This window comes from Pseudorhodoferax aquiterrae (assembly GCF_014652235.1).
Lineage (GTDB): Bacteria > Pseudomonadota > Gammaproteobacteria > Burkholderiales > Burkholderiaceae_C > Pseudorhodoferax > Pseudorhodoferax aquiterrae.
The window spans coordinates 40,943-59,963 of record NZ_BMYK01000026.1; the positions used below are offsets into that span (position 1 = coordinate 40,943).

Here is a 19,021-nt window from a genome sequence, read left to right on the forward strand (position 1 = left end):
TCTGCAGCATGCGCCGCCTGTGGTGATCGCCTTTGTACCTGAATTGCCTTTTCAATCTGCCCTTTTGACCCTTACCGTGGGTCAGTCAAGACGTCGGACGAGAAGCATGTCTTCCGCACCAAGGCATATCGGCTCGATCAGAACGCTTCCCAGTCTGCCTCAACGCTCGGTTGCTTGGGTTTGGCCTTGCCATCCTTGACGTGCTTGACAGGGGAACGCGTCGGCCGGTGATGGATCGGCCTTGGTTCCGGCCGGCGCGGCTGGGTCGCCCGCGTGGACGTCGGCGGGACCAAAGATTGGTGTGTCGCTTGGTCCAGCTGAGCCCCCGCCACGCGGAAGACCGCGACGACATCGCTCATCTGCGCGGCCTGACTTTTGAGGCTGTCCGCCGCAGCGGCCATCTCTTCGACCAAGGCCGCGTTCTGCTGAGTGACCTGATCGAGTTGGGAGACAGCCTCGCCGATTTGACCGATGCCGCTGCTCTGTTCCCTGCTGGCCGCGCTGATCTCTGCGATGAGGTCATTAACACGCCTCACGTGACCCACAATGTCCTGCATGGATGCACCGGCGTCCGCCACGAGCTTGGCTCCACCTTGCACGCGCTCGCCGCTTTGCGTGATGAGGTCCTTGATCTCTTTGGCCGCCCCAGCGCTTCGCTGCGCCAGGACCCGGACCTCGCTTGCAACGACAGCAAACCCCCTGCCTTGCTCCCCAGCTCGCGCAGCTTCGACGGCCGCGTTGAGCGCCAAGATGTTCGTTTGGAAGGCGATGCCGTCGATGACACCGATGATGTCCGCCACTTTGGAGGAAGACTGGGAAATGTCTTGCATGGTCGCGATGACGTTGGAGACAACGCGGCCTCCTTCCTCGGCCGCGGACGACGCCGTCTGCGCAAGCTGCGCGGCCTGCTGCGCAGTGTCCGAATTCTGTCGGATGGTCGCGGTCAGTTGTTCCTTGGACGCCGCAGTCTGCTCCAGGCTGCTAGCCTGAGCTTCCGTGCGCGAACTCAGGTCGCTGTTGCCGCTTGCGATCTCCGTGGACCCGGTGGTGATGGAGTCCGAACTGTTCCGCACCTGGTGCACGATCCCCGCCAACTTCTCGTTCATGTCTCGCAAAGCAGATAGCAGGACGCCGGTTTCGTCCTTGCTCTGCACTTCGATCACCGAGGTGAGGTCACCTTTCGCGACGGTCTGGGCCACATGGACGGCCGTCTCGAGAGGGACCGTGATGGAGCGAGTCATGATGAAGGCCAAAAAGGCGCCCAGGCCGAGAGCCGCCGCCAAGATGCCGGTCACCTCCAGCTGCGCCAAAGAGAACGCGGCTTGCGACGTCGCGAACGCGTCTTGTCCGCCTTGAACCTGGAACTGGACCGCCTTGTCCAGCGCGCTGACCAACGTCGCGTAGGCCTTGCCGCTGTCGCCCATGTACGCGCGCCTGGCTGCCTCGGCGTTGTCCTCGCCCTTGCTCGACTCGTTCAGCATGCGGCCGGCCGCTTCCAGGTAGGCGCGCTGCGCGATTTGAACGGCCGTGGCCAGTTCGCGCTCTGGCCCGTCGTCGACCAGAGGCGCGTACCGTTGCCAAGCCGACGCCATGGTTCCCTGTGCCGCCTTCACCACCGCTTCCTGGGTCTTCATGTCGGCCGGCGTTGCCGCCGACAAATGGGCACCTTCGGCGTTGCGGAGCACGGCCAGTTCGGTACGGTAATCGTCCAACGCATCCATGGAGACCAGCCAATTGGTGGCCATGTCCTTCGTCGCGTTGTTGACCTTGCCGAGCTGGTACAACGCTAAAGCGCCGACGAGCACAGCAAGGACCAAGACAATTCCAAATCCCAAGCCGAGGCGGGGGCCGATGTTGAAGCGGTTGATCAGTTTCATGATGGTGTGGCTTTGATGACTCGTTGCCGCAGGACAAGACGGCAGCATGGCACCGAACCGACTGGGCAGCAGTGCCAGTTCCCGACCCCATCGCTGTCGCGCTCGGTCAGAATATCAACGAATGACTAGGCTTGCATGCGCCACAGCGTTCGTTCGTCGGCCACACGGTGCCGTTGCACGGGTACGCAGTGCCTCCGAGACACTGCGTTCGCTCCTGCGTTCCGTTTTACCGTGGAAGAGGGTTACCAGAGCGATCGTGGCCGCGAGGAACGACGCGATGCCGAGGCCGACGGCGACCGGCGCCACTGCCGGCGCCGGAGCAACCTCAGCATCAAGAGATTTCGGAACTCGCAAGGATCTGCGCACGCCCTTGGTCGGCGCCGATGCTCCCACTGACAGCCAGCGCCACCTCATGGGCTCGTTTCCATACCGAGGCTGCCCGCAGCATGGCAGGGCTTGGTTGCGGTGCTTGCTCGTCCTGCGCGTCGCTCACCCATTGCCGGTAGGCCAACTGCGCGGCCACAGGATCAAGCCCAGCGGTGTCAAACACCTGCTGGGCCGGGCGCAGGCCCAACGTCCGCTGACTGATTGGTGCTTCGTTAGCGATCCATCGCAATGCCATTGTTTGCTCCTGAAGGTGTCCCTGTATCTGGGCGTTGGTATTGTCGAGCGCCGCCTCTGCCGTACTGTGGAGTAAGTGTGACGCAGCTTCTGCGCCGGACTTTGCCCTGCGCTGGCCTGCATGCCGTCTTGGGGCGAATCCGCGCAGAAATTCGCAGCACCGTGATGTCGAGCCGCATCACAATCGCCGCCGTGCGCTGAACCACGCCTTTCAAGCGCGCCAAGCAGGCCACCGTGCTTCTTGTCCGCCTGACTCGCCGCCCCATGCGACCGCCGCGTGCGCTCGTAAGCAGCACGTCAGCAATGGAAAGGTTGGTTGCTGAAAGTCCGCGAAACCACTTCGGGGGCCGAAGTCCGAAGTGCCCACCTCGGCCTTTTGGGGAGAACTGAATGATCGATGCGGTGCTGCGCGCCATGGGCCTCGCGCTAGACGGTTTGGACGTCGGGTTCTGCGCATTCGACTCGCAGGATCGCGCAGTGGCTTGGAACGTTACGTTCTTGGAGCTTTTTCCTGAGCACGACGGGCACGTGCGCGTGGGCGAGCACTATGCTGAAAATCTTCGCCGCTTCTATGCAGGCAGACTGAACGAGGACGAGCGCCATGACATCGATCGCTACGTCCAGGAAGGGCTCTTGAGGCATCGCCGCCAGCAGCGGCCCTACGAGTTCGACCACGCCGATTACCGCTTGCGCGTCTCCTCCGTCGAGCTGGGACCGTTCGGTCGTGTGAGGATTTGGCGCAAGGTCGCCACGCTGCCTGCGCGGGTCGTCCATCCAGGCAGTAGCACGCGTCGCCTCGCAGAAACGAACGCAACCGCGGTGCTGGAACGCTTCACGGACGGTGTGCTGATCGTGGACGTGGCCAACCAAGCGATGTGGGCGAACGACGCCTTCCTTCAGCTCTACGGCCTTCGTTCATTGGACGCGGTGATCGGACGAACGTTCGAGCAGCTCTACAGCACCACTTGGGCGGGCCTGAGAGAAGAACGGCTGGAACCGATGCTTTTCTCCTTGCGCGAGGGCCAGCGCTATCCGGGCATGCCCTTCGAACTCAGCCTTCCGGGTGATCGATGCGTGCGGGTTGTGGCTCAGACCGGGGAGGTCGATGGTCGCGGCTACTTCGTGCACGTCGACGTGACCGATTCGAAGCGACAGCAGGCAGCGCTTGCCAAAGCCGAGAGCAGCTACCGGCTGCTTGCAGAGCATTCCAGCGACATCATCATCGCCATGCAAGGCGGTCTCATCTCCTACGCTTCACCTGCGATCACGCCGCTGCTCGGCTGGGATCCGCGCGAGGTTCAAGGCCAGCATCTGGTGCGCCTGTGCCATCCCGACGACGTGCCGGCCGTGACGTCGGCGCTTAAGTCGCTCCAGCATCAGCCTGAGGTGGACCACCGCGCTCGTGCGATGCACAAGAACGGAAGTCACGTATGGGTGGAGGCCCGCGCGACGCGAACGAAGTCCGACGCGCACGGCCGTCCTTCGATGTTGGTTCTGAACCTTCGCTCCATCATGGCGCGCAAGGCAACTGAGGAAGAGCAAGAAAGAACTGCCCAGCGCATGGCCGCCCTCGTCACCACCGACGCTCTCACCGGCTTGGCCAACCGACGCAAGCTGGAACAGGCCCTTGCCGCTGAATGGCGCAGGGCTCAACGGGAGGGGGGTGCGCTCAGCGTTCTGGTTCTGGACATCGATCACTTCAAGACATTGAACGACACCTACGGCCACCCGTTCGGCGATGCAGTTCTCCGTTCGTTCGGGCCGATGCTCGACTCGTTCACGCATCGTGCAGGCGATCTGGCTGCACGCTTGGGCGGAGAAGAGTTCGTGTTGCTTCTGCCGCTTACGGATGAACGGCAGGCGCTAGCGGTTGCCGAAAAACTGAGGTCGGCCGTAGAACAAGCCAGATTCGGCGGCACGAGGGAGGTGGCCATCACCGTCAGCATCGGTGTCGCGACGTCCGATGGCCACGCATTCAAGGGGGCTGGAGCGATGGTGGCCGCCGCAGATGAGGCGCTTTACGCAGCAAAGCGCGGCGGGCGAAACCGCGTGGTAGCGGCAGGCAGGGAACCGCCGAAGCAGACCGTGGCGTCAAGTTGGCTACGCATCCAGTAGCGAACGTGAGCCGGACGATCTGATCGCCTGTTGGACAATCGACGGCGCCCTTCAGCGAACGACTCTGTCGATCTTGAACGCCAAGGTGCAGGGCTTGGGACAAGTCGCTTGCGCCCGAAGTGACACGATCTCACCAAGTCGCGGCGCGGTGACAGATTCTTGTAACCGATACGAACGTGTGCTGGAGTTCACAAGCGCCGGGCACTGGTTGCGTAAAAATGACGGTGCCAAGAATAAGAAATTCCGTTAATTCGAAAATCTTCAATTCATGGGCCGCCACTTCGCATCCGTAAGTTGCCGTGGCGAGGTGCAGCAAAGCGTATGTTCTTCCAGAATAACCAAGAGAGACTTAGAGGCAAACGCAGGATTCTAGGTTTCACGATTGTCGAATTGCTGGTGGGTGTGGTGGTCGTTGGGATTCTCATTTCCCTTGCCATACCTTACTATCGGTCAAGCGGGAACAGGCAGAAGAATCAGACCGCCATCACGGACATCACCGTGATGGCGGTCTTTTTGCAGGCGTACCACATGGATTACGGCCGCTATCCTGACGAACTGCCGGCCGACTTTCAAAAGTTGGATCCATGGGGCAATCCCTATCAGTACCTGCCCATAGAAGGCAGTAGCGTCGGAGAGCGGCGGAAAGACAAGTCGCTCGTTCCCATTAACACCGACTTTGACCTTTACAGCATGGGACCCGACGGTCGCAGCGTCGGCCCGTTGACGGCCAGCGCGAGCCGCGACGACATCGTTCGTGCAGCCAACGGACGCTTCATCGGCGTGGCCGTCGATTTTTGAACCATGGCTCTGCAGGGGGTGTTCCTGAGAACGGCGTTGGTCAAGAAGATCTTCGCGGGGCTCATGGCGTTGATCGTGTCGGCGTTCCTGGCAGCGGGACTGGGCTTCCATCATTTCACAACCGCCTACCAAGAGAGGGTCGCCTCTCAAATGGTTTTGCGTTCGACGCAGGCGTTCGAACGTGCTGTGCTGGATCGCCTTTTTGCGGCTCAGCGCGCGGCGGCGTCGATCGACAGCGATTCCGATGTCGCCACGGCCGTCGAAAAGGACAGGCACATTCAGCCCATCTTCTCGTCCGTGTCCATCCGAGAGACTCCTCTTCCGATGCGCGGGGAGGAGGGAAGAACAGCTCGCCTTGAAACGGCTCCGACTGTCGATGGACCACCCCAAGTGCGGCTCCTCGTACCCGCTGCTCAGGGCAAGCGCGAAGTGGTCGCCGTCATCGATCCCGGCTATCTGTTCGACCATGCCGACACTGCGATGCTGAACCTGTGTTTGGACATCACCGACGTGCCGCTTTGGTGTCCCGGTGGGCGGTTGCTCAGCGGGCAACCGACGTTGGTTCGTGCGCTGCAGTTTGAGCCCTACTTCCGCGGCTCTGCTTGGACTGTAAGGGCACAGGCAACGGATGAACTGAATCGCATCGATGGTGCGTATGCGTTGTTCGTCGTCGCAGGGGTCGTTTTACTTGCAGTGCTTCTCTCGTCCATTGGTGCCTCGGTCTTCCTCCGGCGCGTCACCGCGGCTTTGGCCACCTTGATCACCGCGAATCGTGCAGCTCAGGCGGGACGGTTGGAGACTCGCGTGCAGGCGCAGAGTTGGAAGGATGAGTTGGCAGAGCTGGGGTCGTCCTTCAATGGCATGATGGAGGCGCTGGAGGCCAGTTTCCGGTACCAGCGGGTTGCGCAAGAATTGGACGCGGGCATCGTGGCGAAAAGGCCGCTGAAGGAGCTGGTCGAAATGGTCCGCGACTATGTGAGGGTGCGCGGCGCATCGGTAGGCGCCGACGTCACGGTAAGACCATTGGACCAAGCAGGTCACCGCGACGATAGCGAAGCCCATCGGACGGGTGAACATGCGCTCTTTACCGCGGATGGCGTCGTCTATGAAGTCGTCTTCGCCAGCCCTGTACGAAATCCGCTGGAAATAGGCCCGGTCCTCCAAGAGACGAAGAGCCTTGGGCAGCGACTGGTCATCGCTGCGGCGGCGTATGCCTACGAGCGTCAGCTTGCCGTGCAAGCGACCACGGACAGCCTGACGGGGCTTGCCAATCGCTTCGGTTTCATCGAAGCCTTGCAACGGGTCATCGGCAAAGGCGCATCTTTCGACATCAGCATCGTCTACCTGGACTTGAACGGATTCAAGGAACTGAACGACGCATTCGGCCATACAGCCGGTGACGCGCTGCTGCGGGAAGTGGCAGGAAGGCTGTCTGCGTCGCTAAGGGGCACGGGCGCCGTCGCGTCACGGTTGGGAGGCGACGAGTTCGCCTTCGTGATTCCACAAGACGATGCAGCCACCGGTCTCGGTCGCATGCAGGCGGTGTTCCTGGAACCGTTCGAAATCGCGACTGTGAAGCTGCGTCTGAGCGGCAGTTTCGGCGTCGCGCGCGCTCCCCAACATGGCACCTCCGTCGTGGAGTTGCTGCGCAAAGCGGATGTGGCCATGTATCGGGCTAAGAGCAGTGGCCAAGCGGTCATGCACTACTCCGAGGAACTCGAAGGCGACACTGCGGTGCGACTGTCGCTCGTTGAAGAACTCCGTTCAGCCTTGGAGCGGTCTCAGTTCCACCTGGTGTTTCAGCCGCGTCTTCACCGGAACGAATCGGCAGCGTTGTCGGCGGAGGTTCTGCTTCGTTGGCAACACCCGACCTTGGGCACGGTGCCCCCTGCCAAGTTCATCCCGCTTGCCGAGCAGCATGGCCTCATCGACGCGATCGGTGATTGGGTTCTTGCGCAGGCGTGCCAGCAACTTGCCAGCTGGCGGAAGGCCGGTTTGCCAGTTGCCCAATTGTCGGTCAACGTATCCCCCACGCAATTGTTGGCTGACGACTTCTTCTCGAGAACGGCGGCTCTTTTGGCCACCTGGCAGATCGAGGACGGTGGGATCGAACTCGAAGTCACCGAAAGTTCGCTCGTCCACGATGTGGTGAAAGCTTCACAAGGGATGCAGCGCCTGCGCGAGGTGGGGTGCCACATCGCCATCGACGACTTCGGGGTGGGATTCTCGGCGTTGAGCTACCTCAACCGATTGCCGTTCGACACGTTGAAGGTGGACAAGAGCTTCGTTGACACCATCCACCTGGAGCCTTCCTCCAAGGCGATTGCCGCGGCCATCGTCGCACTTGCCAAGTCGCTCGACAAGGCGGTTGTGGCGGAGGGCGTCGAGATTCTCGAACAAGTGGCTGTGCTTCGCGATCTAGGGGTGGATGAGTTCCAAGGCTACTACTTCAGCCGTCCGTTGGCGAAGGAGGACTTCGAAAGATTGGTTCGAAGATCCCATTGCAAAAGCGGAAGTCAGGAGCTATCGCAAGCTTCGATGGCTCTGAAGGGGTTGTCCGATCGACGCCCGGTGGAGGAGGCGGCCACGATCAAACCTACGTCGCTGTGGCCCCGCTTGCCATGACCGACTGCTGTAGCGCATCCATCAGTTCTTCCAGATCGAACGGCTTTCGCAGCACTTGCACCGGCACCTCGGAAAGGCGCTCGGCGTAACCGGTAGCAACCAGAGCCGGCAGGTGAGGGTAGTGTTCGCGGACCCACTTGACCAAGTCCATGCCGTTCATGCTCCCAGGCATGACGACGTCCGTGAACAGCACGTCGAACGGAGCGCCGTCTCGCAGGCGCTCCACGGCTTCGTCCGCGGTGCGGCAGAGCGTCACCTGATGGAGACCGTCTTCCAGCGCCGGTACCAGCACGGACGATAAAAGCACGTCGTCTTCGACCATCAGCACGCGCAGTGGCGTACGCGACACCGCAGCAGGCGCTTGCTCCTTTCCTGGGCCCGCAGCCACTGTGGAGATCGGCAGAAAAAGAGCCACGGTCGTTCCGCTACCGGGTTGGGTGTGCAGCTGAATATCGCCTCCTGACTGCCTTGCGAAGCCGTCAACCTGAGCCAGCCCCAGACCACTGCCTTGGCCAAGCGGCTTCGTGGTGAAGTAGGGCTCGAAAACCCGTGCCTTCACGTCGTCCGGGATGCCGACACCGGTATCGGCCACTTCGAGCCGCACGAAGAGATTGCCATCCAAATGTGCGGTCTCTGACGCATCGGCCTGCCTTGCGCTGATGGTGATGCGACCCCGATCGGCAATCGCGTCTCTGGCGTTGAAGACCAAGTTCAGCAAGGCAAGTTCGAACTGAACGGGATCGACGAAAAGCGCTGGCAATCCCGGTTGCAAATTCGCCGTCAGTTCGATGTTCTCGCCGACCGCCTTGCTGGTCAGGTCTTGAGTGCTGAGAAGCACATCGCCAAGATGGACCGTCGTTGGCTGCAGCGCTTGCGCGCGGCCGAAAGTAAGGAGGTGCTTGACCAGGTCGCTGGCTTTTGACGTGGCCCGGACAGCTCCAAGCAGCAGCTTGCGCGGCTGGCTTTCGGTCACGTGTCGGCTGAGCAATTGGTGAGCGCTGCTGATCGTCTGAAGCAGGTTGTTGAAATCGTGTGCGATGCCGCCGGTCAGGCGACCGATCGCCTCGTGCCGCTGTGCAGCGACCAGTTTCTCCTGTGCCGCTTGGTACTTGGCGACCGCCGATTCGACGCGGCCTTCGAGTTCGTGGTTGGCGGACTGGATCGTGGCACCTGCATCGTGGAGTGCCACGCTCACCTCGTCGACCTCCCGCACACCAGTCCTCAGGCGCTCGGGAACCGACCCTGTGGCAAGCGCGGCAGCCGACCTTTGAAGGGCCCGGACCACGCTGCTGATGCCTTGGGCGCCGAACAACGCCAACGCGAGGCTGACGAGCAGAAGAACTGCTGAGGCCGCAACGGCCTGCGTCGTCACGCGCGTCGCCGTGGACGCGAGCGCGGCCTTGGGCGTGCCCACGACCACGGTCCAGCCGAAAGCGTTCGCTGGGCCGACGAAGGTGAACGAGTGGACGCCGTCGAGCGTCACCGAGTCTTCAAACCCCACCTTGCCCGCTCTCGCGCGGTCCAAGGTTGCACCGGTGGCCTTGCGACCGACCCACTTCTCGGGGTCTCGACTTCGTGCGACCACCGTCTGCTCACTGTCCAGCACCGCGATGACGCCGCCCAGGGGAAGCGTGGAGTCGTTCAACAGGGACTGGATCGCTTGGGGTTCGAACGACACGGCGACGTTCATGCCCGGCCTTGCGGAATGGGCCACAGCTACCAGTACGCTCACCACCGGCTTGGGCGTGCCGTTGCCCAGCGTGCTGAACACCACGGTCGGACGGTCGCCCGGTGTTGGAAGACCCACGTCGCTGAGCATAGGTTGTGCTGCGAACGGCCTTGGAGTCTCAACGAAGACGCGTCTGCCGCTGTAAAGGGTCACCCAGTTGGAGGCGTCCACGGCTGCTGCGGCCTCGTCGTGGAACTTGGAGAGAGACTTCTCCTGCAAAGCACTGCTCGAGGCCAATGTTCTCGCGAGGAGCACCCGTTGATCCACGTGACGTTCTGTCGCGGTGCTCACCCAGTTGGCCAAACGTTCCACCTTGTCCAACGCCAGTTCCACCTCCTTGTTGTACAGGAAAGTGGCGAACACACCGAAGCCAACGGCGGCTGGCACCCACACTGCCAAAACCAGCATCAACAGGCGTGCTCGGAGACTCATGGCTCAGCTTTCGACTCCACGTTTTCGATTGCGGCGGAACGATGCACCTGGATCGGTGTCCGGTGCGATCCCAACAGCCGTATCGCCGGTCCCCGTGCCGATGGTCGGCGGATATTAGTACGCCAAATGTCACGAATTCAAGCGAGGCACAGGCCGTAGAATTTTTGTGTCCTTCCTGTGAAAAGATCCCAAAAAATTGGCGGGACGACGGGCCTCTTGATGGTCCAGCCGTTTATCACTTGCAGGCAATGCATCACGCCAGCTGATTGTTTCGGAGGAGCGGATTCGTCGAGAACGATTCTCGTTGGCAATCGACGGGTCGCCGTGCAACGACATAAGAACCGCTGCGAATTGGAAGGAGACTTCATGGACGGCACCAACACCGCCCTGCTCGCGTTGGTAGACGTGCGCGCTGCTTTGGATGAATCTGCGCTCGACGCCTCTGACCTGCGGATTGCCAGACACGCAACGCAACGATTGTTTGAAATCGTCCACGAGCAGGGAGTCGCCAGCGCTGAGCTGAAGCCGCACTGGGAAGCCCTCCGACGGGTTGCAGACAGCGTTCCAGCCGTATGCAAACTCGGAACTGTGCTCAAGTGTGCGTGACCAGCCGTCCAGAGCGTCAATGAGCGACGCGTGCTAGCAACGCTTTCCACAGTTTCGCCACAATCAAGCCGCATGCGGTCAGAAAATTTTTGCGTCGATCGAATTGCTGGAAAACCCAGATGCCGCGTACCTCGATCATGACCTCGAAGATGTGTCGGGCAGTCCCGACAACGTCATCCGGTGCAGGGCGCTGCAGGGCAGGCGGTCCCCGTTCTCCCATGAAAAATCCGAACTGCGGGAATGCTACTTGCCCAAGGCGACGGGGTGCGCTCGCAATGTGCGCCATGGCTGCGGCGGTGCCACGTGTCGACCATTGACGACTTCGGCTTGACCTGACGCTGGCATTGCGAGACCTGGTCGACCGAAACGCGGGGGCTCAAAGGCGCTCCGCCTCAGTGCCACGTGAAAAACAACAGAGAGCGTTCCGTAGAGGTAGAGCATGAAGACTGAGGAGCGGAGTCGTTTGGAGGTGCCGGTCGACTTGAGGTCGGCACAACGCAAGGTGTTGTTCCTCGCCGTCATGTCCGCCATGGTGGCCGCGTTGGTGCTGGCTACGCCCAATGCCCTTCTGGGCTCGGACAAAGCCGCGGAGGTCGCCCATTTCATTGCCGAGATGGCCGCCTTCGCCGTCGCAACGCACGTCATTGCCACCGCATGGTGTGGCTTGAGCCCTTCGGTGTGCCGGGTTGCGAACGCGCTGATCCTTTGCTTTGGCGTCATTGCAGGCTTGGACCTGCTGCACGCGATGACGCACGAGGCAGGGCACCATCCGATGCTTGCGCTGAACGAGTCCACCGCCGACTTTTACTGGATCGCGGGCCGGCTCTTCCAGCTGGCCGTCGTGGCCGTGTTGCTCACGCACCTCAGTTTGCCCTGGCAGCAGACGTGGTGGGCACTCGGCGCGTTCGTGATCCTTTGCATCATCGCGTTCATCGGGCTCAGGATGGGCACTGAGCAGCTCTCCGCGAACGCTGCCGAGGCTGGCGCAGCAGGCCTCGCGATGGCCAACCTCGTGGCGTCGTTCGCCTTCTACGCAAGGCTTCGAGCACGCAAAGACGATTCGGAGCTGTGGCTGGCCCTCAGCACTTTTTTTGCAGCTGCGTCGCAGTTGATATTCGGCCTGTATGGTTCCCGCAGCGTGCAAGCCGAGTTCATGGTCGACGTGTTCCGCCTGGGGTCGTACGCCTGCCTCACGCGAGCCCTCTATCTAGCAGGAGTCCGCGGGCCGATTCGGAGGTTGGTTCTTGCGGAAAACCTTTTGAAGGAGCGCGAGTCGGAGTTGAACACCATCGTTGAGAACATTCCCGCTGGGCTCTGCCGGCTGGACGCGAACCTCAAGCTCCGGTACGCCAACCGCAACTTCCGCAAAATCATGCGGATTCTCCATCGACACCTCCCAGGGACCCCGTTCGACGCGTTCGTCCAGCCCGAGGACGCACCGGTTCTGAAAGACCACTTTCAACACGCACTGGCTGGCGCGAGGGTGGAGTTCGATTTCTCCACGAGTTTGGCGGGGGCCGAACCCAGGTACAGGCACGTGGTACTCGCACCCACGAGCCGAGAGGGGGTCATCAACGGTGTGCTGGCGATCATCTCGGACGTTTCGGAACGGGAAAACGCCATACGACAGGCGGCGGACGCTGCCCACGAAACGTTGGAACTGAAGTCAGCCTTGGACGCGCATGCCATCGTGGCGGTCACTGACGCGCGCGGCGTCATCACAAGGGTGAACGACAAGTTCGTGGCAATCTCGAAGTACCCCCGTGAAGAATTGATCGGGAAGACGCACCGCATCATCAATTCCGGACATCATCCCAAAGGCTTCTTCGCCGACATGTGGAAGGTGATTTCCAGCGGTGAGGTTTGGAACGGCGAGATCTGCAACAGGGCCAAGGACGGCACGCGCTATTGGGTGCAGACGACCATCGTTCCATTGATCAACGAAAAGGGTGTTCCAGAGCAGTACATCGCGATACGCGCGGACATCACCAAGCGCAAGGAGGCGGAGGCCGAGGCACAGCGGATGGCCCTGCACGACGCGCTCACGGGCCTGCCCAACCGCCGGTTGATGGGCGACCGACTGCAACATGCCATCGATGCGGCCCACCGCGAACGCAGCTTCGGCGCGCTGCTGATGCTGGACATGGACAACTTCAAGGACGTCAACGACAGCTTCGGTCACGCCGCGGGCGATCAGCTGCTCCGCCAGATCGCCTCAAGGATCACCGAGTGCGTGCGCAAGACCGACACGGTGGCTCGGCTGGGCGGAGACGAGTTCGTCGTCATCTTGGAAAAACTGGCGGACACGCAGGCCCAGGCCACCGCCAACACCCTGGACATCGGCACCAAGATCTTGGAGGCCCTCAGACAACCGTACACGCTCTCGGCGCAGACGGTGAACACCAGTGCGAGCATCGGGGTGGTCTTGGTTCGCGGGGACGACGACTGCCCAGACGAGATGGTCAAACAGGCAGACATGGCGTTGTACGAGGCCAAGGACGAAGGACGCAATCGGATCGTCTTCTTCGATCCGAAGCTCCAGTCGGAGATCAACTCGCGCGCGGAACTGCTGCGAGAACTTCGCTGGGCCGACGAGCGCGGCGAGTTGAGGCTCTTCTACCAGCCCGTGGTGAACGCCAACCTGGACATCATCGGGGTGGAGGGTTTGATCCGATGGCAGCAGCATCGCCTCGGTCTCGTATCGCCGGCCGATTTCATCCCTTTGGCTGAGCAATCCAACTTGATCATCGCAATCGGGGAGTGGGTCCTCAAGGAAGCGTGCCGCCAACTGAGAGAGTGGGAAGGTGACGAGTTGCGCAAACACTGGACGCTTGCGGTCAACGTCAGCGCCAAGCAGTTTCACGACGAGAACTTCGTGAGTTCGGTGATCCGAATCTTGGAGGCGACCGAAGCCCCTGCAGGGAAGTTGAGGCTCGAGTTGACCGAAAGCATGATGCACGTGAACGTCGATCGGACCATCGTGAAAATGCAAACCTTGAAGACGCTCGGCGTGCTGTTCGCGCTCGACGACTTCGGAACCGGGTATTCGTCGTTGAGTTACTTGAAGCGCCTGCCCTTAGACCATTTGAAGATCGACAAGTCCTTCGTCAACGACCTCGAGACCGATTCGAACGACGTGGCGATCACCCGCACCGTGCTGTCGCTCGCCGAGAACATGGGTTTGTCGGTCATCGCGGAGGGCGTGGAGACGGCGGAGCAGCTTCGACTCCTTCGCAGTTATGGCTGCCAGGCATTTCAGGGTTATTACTTCAGCAAGCCGGTACCGAAAGAGCAACTTGCCATCAGCGTGGGGCGCACATCGGACCTCATCTCCAGTTGAAGAAGGGTGACATGCCAGCTGCGACCATCGGGGCCTTCCACCGCATCGCAAGGGTGCTTCAAATCTCGCACATTGCAGCGCTCTTCGTTCTTCTTGCGCTTGGAGTTCTCCTGTGGAGCAACATTTCCGACTTCCGACGCGCGGAGGCATGGATCGATCGCTCGCACGACGTACAAACTCAGATCGACACCGTGCGTTCGACCGTTCTGCACGGAGGGCTGGCGCTTCGCAATTACGCCATATCTCCAAAAGAGGAATTCCTTTCGGCGACGGCGCGACTGTCGCAAGCCGCGACGAGCGCCACGACGCAGCTGGAGAATCTGGTGGCAGAAGATCCTGATCAGCTGGTCAGGGCGCAAGAAGTGGCGGCTGAGGCGCGCGAGATCGTCGGCTGGTACTTGAGTTCGCGGGTCATCGCCGAGCGAGACGGGGTTGCCGCTCTGCAGCAGTCACTATCCTCGCGCGTGAACATCGATGCCAGCTCGCGACTGAGAAGATTGCTGGACGACATGGACGAGGAGGAAGGGCGCCGGTTGGACGTGCGCAGGGCTCAGCGGGAGGAACGATTCGCGGCGGTCCAGCGCTGGTGCCTCGTACTGGGCGCAGCGTTTGTCGGCTTCACGTTGGGTACTGTCATCCATGTCAACAAGCTGGTGGGCCTGGGGGAGTCCAAGGTCAGGGACCTCCACGCGCACGCCGACAAGGATCCTCTGACGGGGTTGAGCAACCGTCGGGCGTTGCAAAGACAGGCCGAAGCTTTGAACGGCATGCCAATGGCCGTGATCAGCTTTGACCTGGACAGGTTCAAACCGGTGAACGACGCTTACGGCCACGCAGCAGGCGACCACGTGCTCAAGACCGTCGCGCAGCGCCTTTTGCACCAATCGCGCGGCGGGGACTTGGTGGCGAGGGTCGGCGGCGACGAGTTCGTGATCTTGATTCCGGGTTTGCAGGACGATCACACCCTTGGAGCGATCGCTGCGCGCGTGCGAACCGCCATCGAGGCGCCTGTCGCTTTCGGACCGGGTGAACTGAGTGTCGGCGCTTCAGTCGGTTACGCGTGCACCGCGGGCGACAAGACGTTTGCATGTCTGTGCGAGTCGGCCGACGCGATGTCGTATGCCGTGAAACGGTCTACGCAGAACGCTCAGGGGAACGAGCGAGGGCGCAGGGTGGGCTAGCGGCAGGGCGGGCGCTTGGTCTTGCCGATAGGTTGAAGTGTGGTGTCGGTGCCTGCACAGTGTGCGAGCCGAACCATGAACCGTAACTGGGGCTTAAAAGGAGCTGGAACATGAACGGTCTGCGGACTCTCAAGATCGGCCAAAGGTTGGGCCTTGCTTTCTCCGTGGTGCTGCTCATCGTGGTGGTCAGTGCCGCCATCGGCGTCTGGCGGCTCAAGGAGTCGAACGACGCGACGCAACGGCTTGGTACGGTGGACAAGGAGCGTCAGGAGCTGGCCATTCGCTGGCGTCAAACGATCGACTCCAACTGGATCCGAACCGAGGCGGCGATGCTGGACACCGATCCTGGAAGGATCGCGCGCATGCAGGCCGACATCGAGAAGACGTCCCAGCTCACGTTGAGCATACGGGAGAAGCTTCTTCAGATGGTCCGCACCGACGTCGGCAAGCAGCTCATGCAGGACATCGATGCCAAGCGCGAAGCCTACCGCACGCCACGCGGTGCGCTGCTCAAGCGACACCGTGGCGGTGAGGACGTTTCCGTCGAGCTGGAGCGCACGCTGCGCCCTCTGGCTGATGCTTAAAGCCAAAGCATCCAGAAATTCGAGCAGCGGCAGCAGGACCTGTACCTGCAGGCGCTCAAGGATGCGCAAACGTCTGCCGAACACGGGCAAATGGTGCTTATCGCGTGCGGCATCGTCGCCGTGCTGCTCGGCGCGGCGTTCGTGTGGGCGATTTCACGGTCGATCACGCGCCCGCTCGGAGACGCCGCGGTGCTGGCGCGACGCATTGCCGACGGGGACCTCACGAACCACGTCCAGATCGATGGGCGGGACGAAGCCACCGACTTGGCCATGGCGCTGCGCGACATGCAGCAAAAGCTTGAGACCGTCGTATCGGGCGTGCGCCGCAGCGCCGACGGCGTCGCAACGGCGAGCGCAGAGATTGCGCAAGGCAACAACGACCTTTCCTCGCGGACCGAGCAACAGGCTTCTTCCTTGGAGGAGACCGCCGCATCGATGGAGCAGCTCAGCTCGACCGTCCAACAGAACGCGGACAACGCACGTCAAGCGAAGAGTTTGGCAGAGAACGCCTCGATGGTCGCAGGACGGGGAGGCGAGGTGGTGACGCAGGTCGTCGACACGATGAAAGGCATCGACGAAAGCTCGGGACGGATCGCCAACATCATCGGGACCATCGATTCCATCGCATTCCAAACGAACATCCTAGCGCTCAATGCGGCGGTCGAGGCAGCTCGAGCCGGGGAGCAGGGACGGGGTTTCGCGGTCGTGGCGACGGAGGTTCGCGGTTTGGCCAGTCGATCGGCGGAGGCGGCGCGCGAGATCAAGGCGCTCATCGGCACCAGCGTGGAACGCGTTCAACTTGGAACCAAGCTCGTGGCCGAGGCGGGCGACACCATGCAGGAGGTCGTGAAGGCCATTCGGCACGTGAGCGATCTGGTCGGCGAAATCAGCGCGGCCAGCAGCGAGCAGAGCTCGGGCGTGTCGCAAGTCGGAGAGGCCGTCACGCTGATGGATCAGGCGACGCAGCAAAACGCCGCGCTCGTCGAACAGTCCGCTGCTGCCGCCGGCAGTCTGCGTCAGCAGGCGGAGAACCTGGTTCAGGCCATGGCGGTGTTCAAGGTGGGCAACGCGCCATCCGAGGGCAACGGAGCTGCCGCGACGATGCGTGGGACGAGCCAACTCGGGGGCACGCTGCGGCTCGCCTGAGCCGGCGAGGGGCCGCAGGTCGGCGTGGGAGCCTTGGTTGCGGCGCAAGCAAGATGGGACGTCACGTTCCCGCTTCGGCCCTTGCCGACGCGCCTTGCAAGCTTCTGATCGACGGCGGCGTTCGGCGCCGGCTTGCCGACCGCTCGTGACCTGCGGCGTATCAAGGACACGTGCCGGGCGTGGCGCCGCCGACACGATCGCAGGGTGAGACCTGCCGCACGTCTCTCCATACTGCCGTTCGGCGGCTTTTCGGGGTTCACCGATCTAGCCAAACACCCAAGCTTGGTATTGAATGCCGCGCTAAATCGGCGTTTCGTCGGAGGGATGACATGGGCAAGAAGAATCCGTTTGGCATCGTTGGCAGGCTTTATCTCATCACCGCCGTGCTGGTGGCAGTGCTGGCTGCGACGGCGGTGATGGCGTCGATTCAATTGGGCGAGGTGGTTCGGCTCGCCGAAAGCACGGAGTCGCTGCGCGTTCCTCAGTTGCAACGGGTGGCCGCCATCGAACTGAACGTGACGCGCGTGTCCTTGCAACTGCGCCACGCCATCCTGGCGCGGACGCCGGATGAGCTGGCGACGACCTTCAAAGACATTCAAGCCAAACGCGCCCTTCTGAACGACTTGGTGAGCACCTACGACGGGCAGTTGAACGGTCCAGATGCGGCAGCGAGACGCGGCGACATCGAAAAGCTTTACGCGGCCTTTTGGAAGGTCGGCGAAGTGAACGTGAAGCTCATCCAGGACGGGGGCAAGGAAGATGCTTTTGCGTACCTGGTGGACAGCACCATCCCGGCGCGCAATGCCCTCTTGGATGTGTTGGCAGACAACGTGAAGTACCAAGAGGCTGGCCTTCGCAACGACTTGGCCAAGGTTCGAGCCGATGCGAGCGCGGTGAAATGGGTCCTCATCCCTCTTGTAGCGATCGCAACGGTAGGCTTGCTGATCTTTGCCGGCTACGTCGCACGCACGCTTCGCGGGCGGGTTGCCCGCTCTTGCGCCGTTGCAGAGCGCGTGCGAGATGGCGATCTCACCCACGAGATCGTGGATCGTCTGCGTGACGAGTTCACGCCCTTGCTGGCCGCTCTCGCGGACATGCAAAAAGCGCTGACCAACGTGGTCGATGGCGTGCGCGAGCACGCTGAAGGGGTCGCGACAGCGAGCGCCGAGATTGCGCACGGCAACGCCGATCTGAGCAACAGGACCGAACAGCAGGCATCGGCCGTGCAGCAAATGGCGGCGGCTATGGACGAGTTAAGCACCACCGTCCAACAGAACGCCGCGAACGCGGGACAAGCCAGCAGCCATGCCAACGCTGCTTGCGAAGTTGCCGAGCGCGGTGGAGCGGCCATGCACGAGGTCATCGCGACCATGCGGACGATCAGCGAGAGCAGCAAGAAGATCGCCGACATCATCGGGGTGATCGACGGCATTGCCTTTCAGACCAACATCCTCGCTCTGAACGCTGCGGTCGAAGCGGCTCGGGCCGGAGAGCAAGGCAGGGGGTTCGCTGTGGTCGCGGGTGAGGTGCGCACGTTGGCAGGACGCTCCGCAGAGGCGGCAAAGGAGATCCGTGCCTTGATCCAGGAAAGTGTGGGTCGGGTGGAGCAGGGCGCTCAGATGGTGGACAACGCCGGTGCGACCATGCAAGAGATGGTCCAGTCCATCCGCAAGGTGACCGAGATCGTGGCAGAGATCAGCAACGCCAGCGCGGAACAAGGACACGGCGTCGCACAGGTGGGTCAGACGGTGACCCACATCGACGAGGCCACGCAGCAGAACGCAGCACTCGTGGAAGAGAGCGCCGCAGCAGCATCGAGCTTGGACCGGCAGGCCAAGGATCTTGTCGAATCGGTAGCGATCTTCAAGACCCGCAAGTCTCAAAGCCTTGGCCTCTCGTCCAGCCAGGCCGCCGTTCCGGCGCTGCGTGCTCCCAAACGCCCCTTGAGCCTCTCACGGGCCTGACGT

At 61.9% G+C, this 19,021-nt stretch carries 13 protein-coding genes; 9 read left to right on the plus strand and 4 right to left on the minus strand.

Annotated features, from left to right (window positions below):
- Nucleotides 1-137: 137 nt before the first annotated feature.
- Together IE209_RS34385 and IE209_RS27095 are read right to left on the minus strand one after the other, a co-directional pair.
- Nucleotides 138-1,877 carry a methyl-accepting chemotaxis protein gene (locus IE209_RS34385; protein ID WP_308433226.1) on the minus strand — a complete coding sequence of 580 codons (1,740 nt, stop codon included), beginning with the start codon at nt 1,875-1,877 and terminating at the stop codon, nt 138-140.
- Between the two features lie 331 nt (nt 1,878-2,208).
- Nucleotides 2,209-2,499 (minus strand): hypothetical protein, encoded by a 291-nt coding sequence (locus IE209_RS27095; RefSeq protein ID WP_189689993.1) that lies wholly within the window; start codon nt 2,497-2,499, stop codon nt 2,209-2,211.
- A gap of 389 nt (nt 2,500-2,888) precedes the next feature.
- Between IE209_RS27095 and IE209_RS27100 the strand changes: the two genes are divergently transcribed.
- The 3 genes from IE209_RS27100 (at nt 2,889) to IE209_RS27110 (ending at nt 8,036) form a co-directional block, all read left to right on the plus strand.
- A complete protein-coding gene (locus IE209_RS27100) occupies nt 2,889-4,613 on the plus strand; it encodes a diguanylate cyclase (protein WP_189689994.1) in 1,725 nt (574 codons plus the stop codon).
- 321 nt (nt 4,614-4,934) lie between these two features.
- The gene (locus IE209_RS27105) at nt 4,935-5,411 is read left to right on the plus strand and encodes a prepilin-type N-terminal cleavage/methylation domain-containing protein (protein ID WP_189689995.1); all 477 of its coding nucleotides are present in this window, start codon (nt 4,935-4,937) and stop codon (nt 5,409-5,411) included.
- Nucleotides 5,412-5,447: 36 nt separating this feature from the next.
- Nucleotides 5,448-8,036, plus strand: a complete 2,589-nt coding sequence (locus tag IE209_RS27110; RefSeq protein WP_189689996.1) for a putative bifunctional diguanylate cyclase/phosphodiesterase — start codon at nt 5,448-5,450, stop codon at nt 8,034-8,036.
- Here the strand turns inward: IE209_RS27110 and IE209_RS27115 are convergent.
- Nucleotides 8,008-10,197 (minus strand): ATP-binding protein, encoded by a 2,190-nt coding sequence (locus tag IE209_RS27115; RefSeq protein ID WP_189689997.1) that lies wholly within the window; start codon nt 10,195-10,197, stop codon nt 8,008-8,010. The two genes, IE209_RS27110 and IE209_RS27115, sit on opposite strands and share 29 nt — an antisense overlap.
- Before the next feature lie 366 nt (nt 10,198-10,563).
- On the opposite strand from IE209_RS27115, the gene IE209_RS27120 reads away from it, so the two are divergent.
- Nucleotides 10,564-10,803, plus strand: coding sequence for a hypothetical protein (locus IE209_RS27120; RefSeq protein WP_189689998.1), 240 nt, complete (start codon nt 10,564-10,566; stop codon nt 10,801-10,803).
- A gap of 16 nt (nt 10,804-10,819) precedes the next feature.
- Here the strand turns inward: IE209_RS27120 and IE209_RS27125 are convergent, their stop codons facing one another.
- A complete protein-coding gene (locus IE209_RS27125) occupies nt 10,820-11,089 on the minus strand; it encodes a hypothetical protein (RefSeq protein WP_189689999.1) in 270 nt (89 codons plus the stop codon).
- Nucleotides 11,090-11,242: 153 nt separating this feature from the next.
- Here IE209_RS27125 and IE209_RS27130 point away from each other — a divergent pair, with 153 nt between their 5' ends.
- From IE209_RS27130 to IE209_RS27145, 5 genes are all read left to right on the plus strand, one after another.
- Nucleotides 11,243-14,143, plus strand: a complete 2,901-nt coding sequence (locus IE209_RS27130; RefSeq protein WP_189690000.1) for a bifunctional diguanylate cyclase/phosphodiesterase — start codon at nt 11,243-11,245, stop codon at nt 14,141-14,143.
- Nucleotides 14,144-14,154: 11 nt separating this feature from the next.
- Nucleotides 14,155-15,324 (plus strand): diguanylate cyclase, encoded by a 1,170-nt coding sequence (locus IE209_RS34390; RefSeq protein ID WP_189690001.1) that lies wholly within the window; start codon nt 14,155-14,157, stop codon nt 15,322-15,324.
- Between the two features lie 110 nt (nt 15,325-15,434).
- Entirely contained in the window at nt 15,435-15,908 is a 474-nt protein-coding gene (locus IE209_RS34020; RefSeq protein WP_229883070.1) for an MCP four helix bundle domain-containing protein, read from the plus strand.
- A gap of 90 nt (nt 15,909-15,998) precedes the next feature.
- Nucleotides 15,999-17,054: a methyl-accepting chemotaxis protein gene (locus tag IE209_RS27140; protein ID WP_229883071.1), complete on the plus strand. Its 1,056-nt coding sequence runs from the start codon at nt 15,999-16,001 to the stop codon at nt 17,052-17,054.
- 329 nt (nt 17,055-17,383) lie between these two features.
- Nucleotides 17,384-19,018, plus strand: a complete 1,635-nt coding sequence (locus IE209_RS27145) for a methyl-accepting chemotaxis protein (protein WP_189690002.1) — start codon at nt 17,384-17,386, stop codon at nt 19,016-19,018.
- Nucleotides 19,019-19,021: the final 3 nt, after the last annotated feature.